Below are 14,098 nucleotides of genomic sequence, written 5' to 3' on the forward strand. Positions count from 1 at the left end.
GTTGAGCGCCAGGCCGACGAAGAAACCGCTGACTCCCGACGGTCCACCGAGATCCGGCGTCATCGCGGGCTGGTCCTTGACGAACGTCGAACCGACCGCTGTGACCAGGGACACGGTAAGGAGTACCGTCACGGGATCGTCGAAGGCGGCCCAGCTGCGCAGGAGATCCTGACCGCGTTCTGACATTCGTGAACCCGAGGTGAGCGTGGCTACCGACAGGGGATCGATCTGGGCGACCACCACGCCGAGAAGGAGGTACAGCGGGTCGCCGAGCGCGAGGGCCAGGACGCCACCGATCAGCAGGGCCTTGAGGGCGACGCCCACGGTGACGACGAGCGCGATCCGGCGGATGTCCGCCCAGGCCGCGCGGGCGATCCCCAGCGTGGCGCCGTACAGGCCGACCGCCAGCAGCACCGCGATCGCCGTCCGGTAGCCGTGCATCTTCGAGATATTCGGCAGCTGGAACAACTGAAACAGCACGCTGAGCGCGACACCCACCCCGATCAGGCCGACCAGGGATGCCAGCTGGCTGATGGGCTGTTCTCTCTGGAGCGACCTCATGGCCCGGTCTGGTTCCAATGGTGGAACGGCTGTGCCGGTCTCCCCGCCGGCATCCCGGCGACCGCGGGGATGCCGGGATCCGGATACGCGTCCGTGCCCTGCGTGTGGAGTGACGGGATAAGGGCGCATCGACGTCTGAACAGTGACTGAAGGCCCTGCATCGAGCTCTCCCTCCCCGTGATGTTGGACGGCGGAAAGTAGAGTTCTCCTCCTACTCGTCATCGCCCAGAGTAGTCGCCGTGCAATGAAGCCCGTGCAATGAAGCCCGTGCAATGAAGCGTGCAGCCGACATCCGTAGGTTAAGGCCAGACGCCGCACCGGTTCAACCCCAGGCTGTGGTTGCCGCATGATCAATTGTCATGGCGATTTTTTTGCCGGGTAGTCGACGAGGACGGCGTACTGGCCGTGTGCCTATCCCGCTCGTGCGATGGCACCTCGTGCGATGGCACCTTCGTGCCCGTGTCCGCGTTCGGCCTGCCCGGCCGCACCTTTCGTGGCGGGCGTCAGCGTCGGATGGTGCAGATGAACCGTATGATGCACGTGCCGTCCGGCGACCCGGGCGATACCTCGCATTTCTTTGTGTAGGTGTCGTCCGCGCGGGCGGGAGGGGCATCGGGAGGACGTTCCAGGGGGCATGGCCCGGTTTTTCAGCATCAGTGCTGGGGCACGCCCCGGAATCTTGATGCTTCTTGACATTTTTCCGCAGAGCTGTGACATGTGCCTAGATACATAGCTGTCCGCGCTCGTATCGCCTACCGGCGGGCGGCCCTGACGCCGAGGCCGCCGCCTCCGCCCGCAGGATCGGATGGCGGACGACCGATGGTCCCGTGCCCAGGGCCCACGGCCCACGGCCCACGGCTCCACGGCTCCACGGGTTCGTGGGTTCATGTTGCGCACAGGTTTCGGTGGGGGTCACTGGTTGGCCCGCGGGGCTCCCGCAGCTAGTGTTCGGGGAGTGGAATCGTGGCTGAACGCAGCCGGCGTCGAGGGGACCGGCGCCAGTCGGGAGCCGATCATTCGCTACTGGTAGGCATCCCCGGGTCATCCGTGCCCCGTCCCACAACTCCATACCGATGCCGCTCACACCTGTGCGGGAGAGTCCCGGTCGCTCGCTGGTCGGGACGCCGAAGGAGCAAGCTCTCCCCATAAACTCTCAGGCCCCCAACCGCCGGGTCAGGCAACTCTGGAAAGTGGACGCCGTGGGGTGTCCCGCCGACGGTGAAAGCCGCGTTCCCCGCCCGCAGCTCCCCGGACTGCCGGCGGCGGCGCCGGTGAAGCTCTCAGGCCTATGACAGAGGGGGAGGCCCGCCGCGGCGCCGGCATGATCCGTCGTCGCCCGACCTCCGGAGCAGTCATCATGCCTGACGTCACCGAGTACGACGACACCCCCTATGCCGATGGACCGGCCACGGCCGCCACAGCCGCCACGACCGCCACGACCGCTCCCGCGTCGTCGCACGCGCGGTCGGGGGCGCCGCGGCAGGGTAGCGCCGCGGCGGTGGGCAGGAACGGTGCGAGGCGGCTGCCCGCCGCGGCCATCCCGCGGTTTGCCGATCGGCACATCGGCCCGGACCCGTCCTCCCAACAGGCGATGCTGGATGCGCTGCGCGTGGAATCACTGGCCGCGCTCACTGATGCGGCCGTCCCGGCGAGCATCCGTGACCAGGATCTGGATCTTCCCGCGGCGCTGAGTGAACCCGCGGTGCTCGCGGCCCTACGCGCGTTCGGTAGCAGGAACCGACCGGTTTCCTCGATGATCGGGCTGGGGTTCCATCCCGCGGTGATGCCGGGAGTCATCCAGCGCAACATCCTGGAGAGCCCCGCCTGGTACACGGCGTACACGCCGTACCAGCCGGAGATCTCCCAGGGCCGCCTGGAGGCGTTGCTCAACTTCCAGACGATGATCACTGATCTGACCGGCCTGGCGGTGGCCGGAGCCTCCCTGCTGGACGAGCCGACCGCGGCGGCCGAGGCGATGCAGATCGCGTTCCGGACGGCGAAGGGTTCCCGCACGACGTTCCTCATCGATGCCGACACCCTCCCGCAGACCATTGCGGTGGTCGCGACCAGGGCGGAGGCGCTGGGGATCAACGTGGTGGTCGCGGATCTCGCCGCCGGACTCACGGCCGTGGGCCCGGCGGAGCTGGATGCGACCTTCGGCCTGCTGCTGTCTTATCCCGGGCCGGCGGGCGTCCTGCGGGATGTGCGGGGTGTGATCGCATCGGCGAGGGAGCGCGGCATCGTCGTCACGATCGCCGCCGATCCGCTGGCGTTGACCCTGCTGCGGGCGCCTGGTGATCTCGGCGCGGACATCGCGGTGGGGAGCACGCAGCGGTTCGGGCTACCGCTGTCCTTCGGAGGCCCGCACGCCGGCTACCTCGCAGTGCGCAAGGGGCTGGAGCGGTCCCTGCCGGGGCGGCTCGTCGGGGTATCGGTCGACGCGGACGGCGCACCCGCGTACCGGCTCACCCTGCAGACCCGTGAGCAGCACATCCGGCGGGAAAAGGCGACGAGCAACATCTGCACAGCCCAGGTGCTGCCCGCGGTACTCGCCTCTATGTACGCGGTCTACCACGGCCCGGAGGGCCTGGCCGGGATCGCGCGTCGCCTCCACGGGCACGCGGTGCGCCTCGCCGAAGGCCTGCGCGCCGCCGGTGTGACGGTGGTGCACGACGCGTTCTTCGACACCGTCCTCGCCGCGGTGCCGGGCCGGGCCGCCCAGGTGGTTGCGGACGCGTTGGCGCGGGGAGTGAACCTGCGGCTGGTCGACGATGACCACGTGGGCATCTCCTGCAACGAGACGACGGGCCGGGCCGAGCTGGGGGCCGTCTGGTCGGCCTTCGGGGTGGGCCCGGAGGCCACGGCGGGCATCACTTGGACCGAGACCGAGACCGAGACCGAAAGCGGGATCCGAACCGGGGCTCGGACCGGGCCCGTCGCGGCGGCGAGCGATCACCTCATGGCCCGCGCGGACCAGGCAGATCAGATGGCGGACGAGCTGGTGGCGCTGCCCGCCGAACTGGTGCGTACGGATTCCTACCTGCAACATCCGGTGTTCCACGACCATCGGTCGGAGACCGCGATGCTCCGCTATCTGCGTCGACTGTCCGATCTTGATCTGGCTCTCGACCGGGGCATGATCCCCTTGGGGTCGTGCACGATGAAACTCAACGCGACCACGGAGATGGCCGCGGTCACCTGGCCGGAATTCGCCGACATCCATCCATTTGCCCCGCTGGGCCAGGCCGCCGGATATCTCGCGATGATTCAGGACCTGGAGCGTTGGCTTGCGCAGATCACCGGGTATGCGGGGGTTTCCCTCCAGCCGAATGCCGGCAGTCAGGGTGAGCTCGCCGGGCTGCTCGCCATCCGGGCCTATCATCGCGATCATGCTGTTCCCGGGTCCGTGGTGCGAAACATCTGTCTCATTCCCTCCTCGGCGCATGGGACGAATGCGGCGAGCGCCGCGATGGCGGGAATGCGGGTGGTCGTCGTCTCCTGTGACGACGACGGGAACGTCGACCTGAACGATCTGGCCCGCAAGGCCCGCGCGAACGCGGACGCGTTGGCGGCGCTGATGGTCACCTACCCGTCGACCCATGGTGTGTACGAGGAGGGCATCGGGCAGGCGTGCGCGATCGTGCATGAGGCCGGCGGCCTGGTGTACGTAGATGGAGCGAACCTCAACGCTCTGGTGGGGCTCGCCAGGCCGGGGCAGTTCGGGGCCGACGTGAGCCACCTGAACCTGCACAAGACGTTCTGCATCCCGCATGGTGGCGGGGGTCCGGGGGTCGGCCCGGTCGCCGTGGTCGAGAAACTCCTACCCTATCTGCCGAACCACCCGCTGCGGCCGGAGGCCGGACCGGCCACCGGAGTGGGCCCGATCTCGGGATCCCCATGGGGCTCGGCCGGAATTCTCATGATTCCGTGGGCCTACATCCGGATGATGGGTGCGGATGGCCTGCGCCGGGCGACCTCGGTGGCCGTCCTGAACGCCAACTACATTGCCCACCGGCTGCGTCCGTACTATCCGGTGCTCTACGCGGGCCGGGACGGGCTGGTCGCCCATGAGTGCATTCTGGACCTACGGCCGTTGACGAAGATGACCGGCGTCACCGTGGACGATGTGGCGAAGCGTCTCATCGACTACGGTTTCCATGCTCCGACCATGTCTTTCCCGGTTTCCGGAACACTGATGGTCGAGCCGACGGAGAGTGAGGATCTCGGCGAGATCGATCGTTTCTGCGACGCGATGATCTCTATTCGGGCCGAGGCGGACAAGGTTGGAGACGGTATCTGGCCGCGGACCGACAATCCCCTGAATAATGCTCCGCATACCGCACAGATGGTTACCGCCGACGAATGGTCGCACGCTTATCCGCGATCGGTGGCGGCCTATCCCGTCGCTTCGCTGCGGGCCGCCAAGTACTGGCCCCCGGTACGTCGGATCGACGGCGCCTATGGTGATCGCAACCTGGTCTGCGCCTGCCCACCGGTGGGATCCTTCGCCGTGGAGCCGGTCGACGAGCAGATTCTCGCCGGGGCCCGCTGAGGACGGGATGCTGACGCGGCCGCCGTCGATCTTCTCCATCGCGGCGGCGGCCGATGCGAGGCCGAACGGTCCCGCTGGGTAGTCTGCCACGACCTCCAAACCCTTCCCTGGCGGAAGAGTTCAGAAGTCGAACTCTTCGTGGCGTAAGGATTATCGGTCGTCCGGTCGTCCGGTCGTCCGGTCGTCCGGTCGTCCGGTCGTCCGGTCGTCCGGTCGTCCGGTCGTCCGAGCGGGGTCGAGCGGGAATGAAGTGGACTTGAAATTCCTGTTACCGGTCTTGACCATGGATCATGTTCGCCCAATAGTGGTGTACTGACTGTCATAACGGGTCATTCGGCGATGACACTCCGGCAGATCGCCGCTTGAACAACAGGAGGTCACGGCGGATGGATCCTCGGATGGAAAAACAGCTGGCAAGGGCCCGGCGGGTGGCGGTCGACATCGGCCTCGGTCCGGCGCTGAAGCTGGTGCGTGACAACGTCGTCCCTACCGCCCGCCGCAATCGCAGCGACGACCGGCATCTGGCGCTGCTGCTGTCCTTCGTCCTCCGGGAGGACTCGAACTGTATCGACGTGGGCGCGCACAAGGGTGACGTTCTCCGGATCATCCTCCAGCACGCCCCGGGAGGCCGGCACGTCGCCTATGAGCCGTTGCCGCACATGGCCGCGGCGTTGACCACCGATTTCCCGGCGGTGGAGGTACGGCAGGCCGCGCTCGCCGACCAGCCGGGGGTGCTGCCCTTCACCTACGTCCGTAGCAGGCCCGCCTACAGCGGGCTGCGTGATCGGGTGCCCGACAGCGAGGACGTCGAACAGATCGAGGTCGCGGTCGAGACGCTGGACGACGCGATGCCGGCCGACTACCGGCCGGCCTTGATCAAGGTCGACGTCGAGGGGGCCGAGTACGGGGTGTTCAAGGGCGGCCAGAAGCTGATCGGCTTCAGCCGGCCGTATCTCGTCTTCGAGTTCGGTGCCGGTGCCCGGGACTACGGCACGACGGCCGACGAGATGTACACGCTCGTCGACAGTGATCTCGGGCTGCGCATCTTCGATCTGGACGGCGACGGTCCTTACACGTTGCCCATGTTCCGGGCGGCCTTCGCGTCGGGGGCGCACTTCAACTTCGTCGCCCACCCCTGACCTGCGTCGCGGAAACGTCCGCGACGGCGGTCGTCAGCCTGACTTGCCGATCATCAGCTCGTAGTGGTCCGGGCGAGGCTCGCCCTTCGTGACCGCCCCAGCCGGGATCCGTCCGAGCGGGGCGGATCCCGCACAATGAGTGGACAAATGATCAGATAAGAGTACCCATCAGGCTTCAAACGCTCCTGTACGAAGAGCAACCATTCGATACGGTTTCAGCAGGTCGCGGCGTTCGACTCGTCGTTCGACCCGCCGAAGCCAGGCGGGTGGGATCAGTGTCGCTGTGGGTGCCGTGAGCGGCAACGGAATGCCGCAAGGCACCACAGGCGTACGTGGCCGGTACGCGTGCCACCCGCATGTTCACACTGAGAGGCTGCTCATGGCCCGGTCCTTCCGGGGCGGCTGTTCACCGCCAGCCGGTCCTGCATGGTCGACAGGTCCGATTCCCTCGGTCAACCCGACAACGAACGCCCATCGACGGCATCACGCCCAGCCGGGCGACGCACCGGTCCGGACCTCCCGGCGGACCCCGGCACCGCTGCCACGCCCGCTGTCCCGCACGGATCCCGCGTCGCGAACCGAGGGGTGATGCCGGCTCCATCGTGGCGGCGCGCCTGGCGTAGCCACGTCTGGCTCGTCTATCTCTGTCTCGGTCTGATCGCCATCCTCGTCTACGGCCAGCTTCCCACGACCGGCGGCCCACGCGTCGTCCGGCTGGTCATCTACCTCTGCCTCAGCACCTCGGCCGCGGGGGCCGTGTTCCTCGGCCTGCAACGCCAGGAGCTGACCGACCGACGTCCCTGGTTGCTGATCGGAAGCAGCCAGGTGATGTACGCCATAGGCGATGGCGCCTTCTACATCTTTCACTATGTGCTTGACATCACAGACTATCCGGCCTTGCCGGATGTGTTGTATCTGGGCCACTACCCGCTGCTCGTCGTCGGTCTCGTTCTGCTGACCCGGCGACGGACCCAGGAACGGGACATCGCCGGCCTGCTCGACGGGTCGATGTTCCTGCTCGCGGCGGTTCTGTTGTCCTGGCTCTACCTGATCGCGCCGCAGGTGCGTGCGGGCCAGAAGCTGTTCGTCGGCGTCACCTCGGTGGCCTATCCGGCGATGGATCTGGCGCTGCTGGGGGTGGCTATCCGTCTCGTGGTGGGGCACGGGAGCCGCCCACCCGCCTTCTTCCTGCTGGCGGGCAACCTGCTCGCCATCCTGACCGCCGACGCCATCTACGTCGCGCAGCAGACGAACGGGGCCTTCGAGGTCGGCAACTACCTCGACGCGATCTGGTTGACGGGCAACCTCGCCCTCGGCGCCGCCGCGCTGCATCCGACCATGGTCGACCTCACGCGGCCGGCGCCCCCGCGTGCGCAGGCGCGCAGCGGCTGGCGCCTGGTGGCACTGTCGAGCGCCGGGCTGGTGGCTCCCACCGTGCTGGCCGTGCAGGTGATCCGTGGTGATCTACGGGATCTGCTGGTCGTCGTGGCCGTAAGTGCGATCATGATGATTCTGATCATTGTTCGGATGGCGGGCCTGGAGGCCGACCAGCGGCGTCTGGCGATCACGGACGGGCTGACCGGCCTGCGTACCCGCCGCTATCTGGAGGCCGAGATGCGGTTGGCGGCCGGTCGGGTACGACGCACCGGATCCGGAATGGGGCTGATCCTCGTCGACGTCGATCACTTCAAGTCGGTGAACGACCGATTCGGCCATCCGGCTGGTGATCAGGTGTTGACGGAGGTGGCTCGGCGACTGCTGGTCGTGACCCGTCCCGGTGACGTCGTCGCCCGTTACGGAGGTGAGGAGTTCGCGCTGCTCACGCTGAATGTCCGGGGAGGCGCCCTCGCCGATATCGCCGAACGTCTGCGCCGCGGCGTCGGACGGGAACCCGTCCGGATCGTCGTGCCCGCGCTGCGAGTTCTGGACCCGCCGGCCCGAACGGGGGAGTCCGGGGCGGCGGGGTCTACCGAGCCGACGAGGGCGCGCGGCCAGGCCCGGTCGGGTGCCGGTGTCCGGGGAGACAGCGGCGAGGAGTCTCTGCTGATCGCGGTGACGGTCTCGGTCGGAGCGGCGGCCCTCCCCGATCACGCGGACGACACCTTCGCGCTCGTCGCAGCCGCGGATCGCGCGCTGTACGCCGCGAAGGCCGCGGGACGGGACCGGGTCGCGATCGGTTCCGCCGGATCGGGCCACGACGTCGGTGATCATGAAGTCGGTGAAACGGCTGGTTCGAGTAGGCAGCCCCCGGCCCCGGATGCCGTATCCGCCGCGGTGCCCTGGCGTACGCGATGGTGAGCGCGGCCACGGCGGTGGGCAGGCCGGCGAGTGCCGCCCGATCGTCCGTCTTCGGGATGGCCCGGTCGCGCGCCGGTCTTCCTTCCGTGGCCATAACCGAAAGAGAGTAGGACGCCGTGAGCGATTCCGCCCATCCGGTGGCATCGGCGGGCCGTGCGGGGGTAGTTCTTTCGGATCGGTCCCGGAGCAACCGCTCCAGGTGCTTGGTCGGGTACCCTCCGTGGCGCGGCGGGGTCATGTGTCGTGCTGGTGCGGCGCCGAGTGTTCGCTCCTTGTCCCGGAAGCGGTGGTTGTTCCCCTCGAGAAAGATGGGGAGTGACGGACACGGTCGTAAGACCGATACTTTGACGCTCCAGTACCTGCATGTGGCGGACCGGTCGTTCCCGGGTGGTCGAGAGGCGGAAGCGGTGAACCGGAACACGCGGGGAGGTACCGGCGACGACTCGGGCGGATGAGGCGTTGTGAACGGAGGTACCCAATCGTGCGGTCCGGGGTGGCTGGGGGATTCCCTACCCAGCCCGTCTGATACCGCCGGCAATGCCGCACCAGATCCCCATCTGGACGTCATCACCGGTACGGGCTGTCCGTACCCAAGAAAGGTCACGAGAGAGGGGCGTCCGTGCGAACGCTCGAACCCACCAGCCTCGACCTCGACTCGATCGAGGTCGACAAACTCGCCAAGGGCATCACTCTGAGTCTGCTCATCCCGGCCCGTGGCCCGGAGGCGGCTCGAACTCTCGGCGACATCATCGCACTCAACCGGCAACGCTGGATGCAGGAGCGCAGCGTGCTGGACGAGATCGGCGTGGTTGTCGACCCGTCGTCGGACGGGGACGAACATGGCCTGATGCGCATCGCGACCGACGCGGGCGCCAGCTGGGTCGTGCGTGGAGAGTCGGTCCTGCAGCGCCACGCGGGCCGAGAGGCCACCACGACCGGCGGCAAAGCGGGCGCGATGCGTAGTCTCGCCTACCTTGCATTCGGTAGTCGGCTCATCTTCCATGACGCCGATCTGGAAAGCTACGATCCATATACAGTGGGTGTCCTGGCTGCCGCCGTGACTGCCGATAACGCCCCGCTTTTCGTCAACGGAAGTTCGCGTAGAGTCACTGGCGACGGGCAGCCCGGGGGGCGAACCACCGAGATGCTGCGGTCGCTGTTGTCGAAACAGCTCGCCAGGTATGTGCCGTCCATCACTCGGACAATCCAGCCCCTGATCGGGGAGTTCGTCATCGACGCGGACGTCTTTGCGGCGCTGGCGTTCTCGCGGGGGTACGGCGTCGAGACGTCACTGAAGGTTCTGGCGCTCGATCTGCTCGACTACTCCGATAGTCTCCAGATCGAACTACCGATCAAGTATCAGGTCGGCCAGCATTACCACAGCCTGGTCAAACAGTTCCATGAGATTAGTTTCACAATCGATGTCCTGGAGGCGTACTTTCAGCGTCGGCGGGTCGACCCGCACGTCGCCATCTGGCAGATCGCCGACAACTACGACCTGCTTTTCCCGGGTCGTACGTATGCGTTGCACCGGCCGCCGGGCTACGACGACACCGACTTCGTCCCGCGGCTCGGCTTCTACCAGCCGTTGGCCACGGCACCGGCTTATCAGGCGCGGTTGCCGGAGATCAAGGGTACCCGTCGGGTCGCGCTCGACGCGCTGGGGCGGCGAATGCGGACCTCGGCCTGACCGTCCGGCGGCCGGTCGCCGGACAGTTGAACCGCTGCCGCCGACCGGCCGACCGTCGACCACCAGACCGTCTGGTCGGCACCGGGTGGCTGGTCAGCACCGGGTGGTCACTCCGCGGCCGGCCGGCCGGCCGGCGGGACGGGCATCACCGTGGCGAGGTGGTACCCGCCTCGCCACACGCGGATGATCGCGTCCGCCATCTGCCGGTCGAACAGATCGTCGAGGTCGTCGAGGGCGGAGGGGAGGTGCCCGAACATCTCCAAGGAGATGAAGCCGTGCAACTGGGTCCAGACGGCCAGGCACACGGCGAGTCCCGCGGCGTCGATCGCGACGTCGTGGTCGCGTCCCCAGGCTTGTAGGCTAGCGCGCATCGGCGGGGTGAGCTGGGCGTCCACCGCGGCGGCGTCGATCATGCCGGCCCTGGTCGACTCGCTCATGCAGCGGAACAGCACCGCGACCGCGCGGTGCAACTGTGTGATCATCCGGTCGTTGGTCGACGTGGCGCAGGGGATGCCGGGGCCGAAGATCAGTCCGTATTCCGTCGGATGGTCCAGGGCCCAGCGGCGGTGCGCGCGGGCGACTTGGAGCCAGCGTCGTAGGTGGTCGTGCGGATCGGCCGCGTCGAAGGCCGCCTCCAGGGCCTCCGCCAGTGAGGCGAACCCGTCCGCGACCAGCTCGGCCAGCAGGACCTCCCGGCTGTCCACGTAGCGGTACAGGGCCGATGGGGCCATGCCCATCACCCGGGCGATTCCCCGTAGGGAGAGCGCAGCCGGGCCGTGCTCGGCCAGCTGGGCGCGCGCGGTCTGTTTGATCTCGTCGAGAGTGGCCTGCCGCAGTCGTTCGCGACGGGGAACCGGACTGCTCACCACGGTCATGGTGGGTCTCGACGAGAACGCTGTCAACTTTGCGAACGGATGCGTCTTGACACGAGCAGCGATCGCGAACACTGTTCTCTTCAGCATCGCCTGCTCTTCGGAGGGTTCCGTGTTTACTCCGCTCGTGGCGCTCGTGACGCGCCGCCCGCGTCTGGTCCTCGTCCTCACGCTTCTCGTGCTGCTCGGCGCCGGTGGGCTCGCGGGCGATGCCTTCGGCAAACTCCAGGCGGGGGGGTTCGACGATCCGGCGTCGGACTCCTCCCGGGCCGAGGACGTCCTGGACGCTCGCTTCCACGGCCGCCCGAACTTCCTCCTGTTGGTGACCGCCCGGGCGGGCGATGTGGACGACGCGGCGGTCGTCGCCGCGGGAAAGACGGTTGCCGCCGATCTCGCCGCCCAGGCCGGGGCGAGGGACGTCGTGTCCTACTGGACGGGGGGCGGTCCGGCGCTGCGCTCGAGGGACGGCCGGCAGGCGCTTGTCGTCGCCAGTATCCAGGACGATGACCAGGCCGCCGACATCGTTGATCATTACGAGTCGTGGGGGGACGCGCCGGGGGCGGTGACGGTCCGGCCGGGTGGGGCCGCGACGGTCGGGGAGGACATCAGCGGACACGTCTCGGCCGACCTCGCCGCCGCCGAGTCGTTCGCCATTCCCATCACGTTGGCGTTGCTGGTCATCGCGTTCGCGGGCGTGGTTGCCGCCTTGCTGCCGCTGGGTATCGGGCTGCTCGGCATGCTGGGTGGCTTCGCCGCGCTTTCGGTGATCGGTGATCTCACCGATGTGTCGATCTTCGCGGTGAACCTGGCGACGGCCCTCGGCCTGGGGCTGGGCATCGACTACTCGTTGCTGATGGTCAGCCGGTTCCGGGAGGAACTGGCGGCGGGCCGGGACCGCGCCACCGCGGTGGAGAGGACGGTCCGCTCGGCCGGCCGGACGATCTTGTTCAGCGGGGCGACGGTGATCGTGGCATTGGCCGTGATGCTCGTCTTCCCGCCGTTCTTCCTGAAGTCGATGAGCTACGCCGGGATCTCGGTGACCCTCGTCGCGATGCTGGCCGCCGTCGTGGCCCTGCCGGCGCTGCTGATGGTGCTCGGCGAGCGGGTCAACGCCTGGGGGATCGGCGGCCTGCTCGGGCTCGTGCGCCGCCGCCGCGCCGGTCGTGCCCGGCGCGGCGCGGCGATCGGGCCCGCGGGCGCGGCGGGGCCGGTGCCGATTGGACCGGCGCCCGTCGGGTCGGCGCCGGTCGTGGTGCGCGAGGCGGCCGACTCGCCGTTCTGGCGTCAGGTCGCCGGCACCGTGATGCGCCACCCGGTACTCACCGGCCTGCCGGTAATCGCGGTTCTGCTCGTCCTCGGGGCGCCCTTTCTGCACGTGAACTTCGGCACCCCGGACGACCGGGTGCTGAAGCCGGGCTCGGCGGACAGCCGGATCGTCGGTGATGCCCTGCGGGGCGCGTTCGCCGCCGACATCGGCGGCGCGCTCGACGTCGTCGTCCAGGCCGCCGGGCCGGGCATGATCGACCGGTCCGCGCTCGCTTCCTACGCGACCGCGCTGTCCGAACTGCCGGACGTGGCCCGGGTCGATAGCGCCCTCGGGTCCCACATCGACGGGCGCCGGGTCGTACCGCCCGGTCCGGCCAGCCGACGGTTCGCGATCGCCGGAGCGGATTCCCTCCAGGTTGTGCCCGCGGTGGACTATGCGTCGGACCGGGCGCAGGCTCTCGTCCGGGCCGCGCGTGCGGTGCCGGCGCCCGTGGGGACCAGTGTGCTGATCGGTGGCGCATCCGCCGTCCTGGTAGACGGCAAGACCACGATCGCCGACCGTCTCCCGGTCGCCCTCGGGCTGATCGCGCTGGCGACCTTCGTGCTGCTGTTCCTGTTCACCGGCAGCGTGCTGCTACCGGTGAAGGCCATCGTGCTTAACGGGCTGGTGATGTGCGCCGTGTTCGGCGCCTCGGTGTGGATCTTCAGTGACGGCCACCTGTCCGGGTTCCTCGACTTCACCCCCGGCCCGCTGGACACCTCCATGCCGGTCCTGCTCTTCTGTATCGCCTTCGGGCTCTCGATGGACTACGAGGTCTTCCTGCTCTCCCGGATCAAGGAGGCGCACGACGCCGGCGCGCCCAACACCGAAGCGGTCGCCACCGGGCTCGCCCGGGTTGGGCGGATCGTCAGCACCGCCGCCGCGCTGCTCGCCGTCACCTTCGTCGCGTTCGGTACCTCGTCGGTCCGGTTCATCCAGATGTTCGGGATCGCCACCGCGCTCGCGATCGTGCTTGACGCCACCCTCATCCGAGGGGTGCTGGTCCCCGCCTTCATGCGGGTGGCCGGCGACTACAACTGGTGGGCCCCTGGCCCGTTGCGGACTCTGTATCAGCGGTTCGGACTGCGCGAATACTCCGTCCCGGAGCAGGTCGGGGTCAGAACCGTTCGAAGCCGCGCCGACGCTCCCAGTCGGTGACGGTCCGCTCGTAGCCGGCGAGCTCGACTTCGGCCGCATGGGCCAGATGGGCGACGACCCGATCACCGAAGGCGGCCCGGGCCACCGCACTGGCCCGCCACCCGTCCACCGCCTCCCGCAACGTCGCGGGCAGCCGTGGCACGTCCGGCATGGTGAAGGCGTTGCCCATCCGTCCGGGTTCGAGCGGGAGACGGTGCTCGATGCCGTAACGGCCGGCCGCGATCATCCCGGCGACGGCGAGGTAGGGATTCGCGTCACCGCCCGGCACCCGGTGTTCGACGCGCAGCCCCGACCCGTCGCCGACCACCCGTATGGCGCAGGTCCGGTTGTCGCGTCCCCAGCTGATTCCGGTCGGAGCGAAGGAGCCCGGCGCCAGGCGCTTGTACGAGTTCACGTTGGGTGCGTACAGCAACGCGAAATCGGCCATGCAGGCGAGCTGCCCGGCCACGAACGAGCACATCAGCGCGGACATCCCGGCGGTGTCGTCGCGAGAGCCGGGGGGTGGGAAACCGGGGGGTGCGG

Annotated in this window: 7 protein-coding genes, 1 pseudogene and 2 riboswitches; of the genes and pseudogenes, 5 read left to right on the top strand and 3 right to left on the bottom strand. The window is 68.4% G+C overall.

Going from position 1 to position 14,098, the window contains the following annotated elements; genetic code table 11:
• Positions 1-561: pseudogene (locus AC08OV_RS18295) on the bottom strand (hypothetical protein); the annotation flags it as partial.
• A gap of 1,081 nt (positions 562-1,642) precedes the next feature.
• A riboswitch (glycine riboswitch) is annotated at positions 1,643-1,739 on the top strand.
• A riboswitch (glycine riboswitch) is annotated at positions 1,740-1,863 on the top strand. It abuts the riboswitch before it with no gap.
• Positions 1,864-1,918: 55 nt separating this feature from the next.
• On the opposite strand from AC08OV_RS18295, the gene gcvP reads away from it, so the two are divergent.
• The 4 genes from gcvP to AC08OV_RS18315 all read left to right on the top strand — a co-directional run bounded on the left by gcvP (position 1,919) and on the right by AC08OV_RS18315 (position 10,240).
• Positions 1,919-5,113, top strand: coding sequence for an aminomethyl-transferring glycine dehydrogenase (gene gcvP / locus AC08OV_RS18300; protein WP_476613683.1), 3,195 nt, complete (start codon positions 1,919-1,921; stop codon positions 5,111-5,113).
• Between the two features lie 398 nt (positions 5,114-5,511).
• Positions 5,512-6,252, top strand: a complete 741-nt coding sequence (locus AC08OV_RS18305) for an FkbM family methyltransferase (protein WP_476613684.1) — start codon at positions 5,512-5,514, stop codon at positions 6,250-6,252.
• A gap of 588 nt (positions 6,253-6,840) precedes the next feature.
• Positions 6,841-8,550, top strand: coding sequence for a GGDEF domain-containing protein (locus tag AC08OV_RS18310; protein WP_476620002.1), 1,710 nt, complete (start codon positions 6,841-6,843; stop codon positions 8,548-8,550).
• A gap of 619 nt (positions 8,551-9,169) precedes the next feature.
• Positions 9,170-10,240, top strand: coding sequence for a glycosyltransferase family protein (locus tag AC08OV_RS18315; protein ID WP_462203126.1), 1,071 nt, complete (start codon positions 9,170-9,172; stop codon positions 10,238-10,240).
• Positions 10,241-10,347: 107 nt separating this feature from the next.
• Here AC08OV_RS18315 and AC08OV_RS18320 read toward each other — a convergent pair whose 3' ends face one another.
• Positions 10,348-11,202, bottom strand: coding sequence for a TetR/AcrR family transcriptional regulator (locus tag AC08OV_RS18320; RefSeq protein ID WP_476620003.1), 855 nt, complete (start codon positions 11,200-11,202; stop codon positions 10,348-10,350).
• 22 nt (positions 11,203-11,224) lie between these two features.
• Here AC08OV_RS18320 and AC08OV_RS18325 point away from each other — a divergent pair, with 22 nt between their 5' ends.
• Positions 11,225-13,576, top strand: coding sequence for an MMPL family transporter (locus AC08OV_RS18325; protein ID WP_476613688.1), 2,352 nt, complete (start codon positions 11,225-11,227; stop codon positions 13,574-13,576).
• Here AC08OV_RS18325 and AC08OV_RS18330 read toward each other — a convergent pair.
• A partial coding sequence (locus AC08OV_RS18330) for a type I glutamate--ammonia ligase (protein ID WP_476620004.1) occupies positions 13,536-14,098 on the bottom strand: 563 nt, incomplete at its 5' end. The genes AC08OV_RS18325 and AC08OV_RS18330 overlap by 41 nt on opposite strands.

The sequence above is a fragment of the Frankia sp. CeTa3Moorea genome (assembly GCF_978021225.1).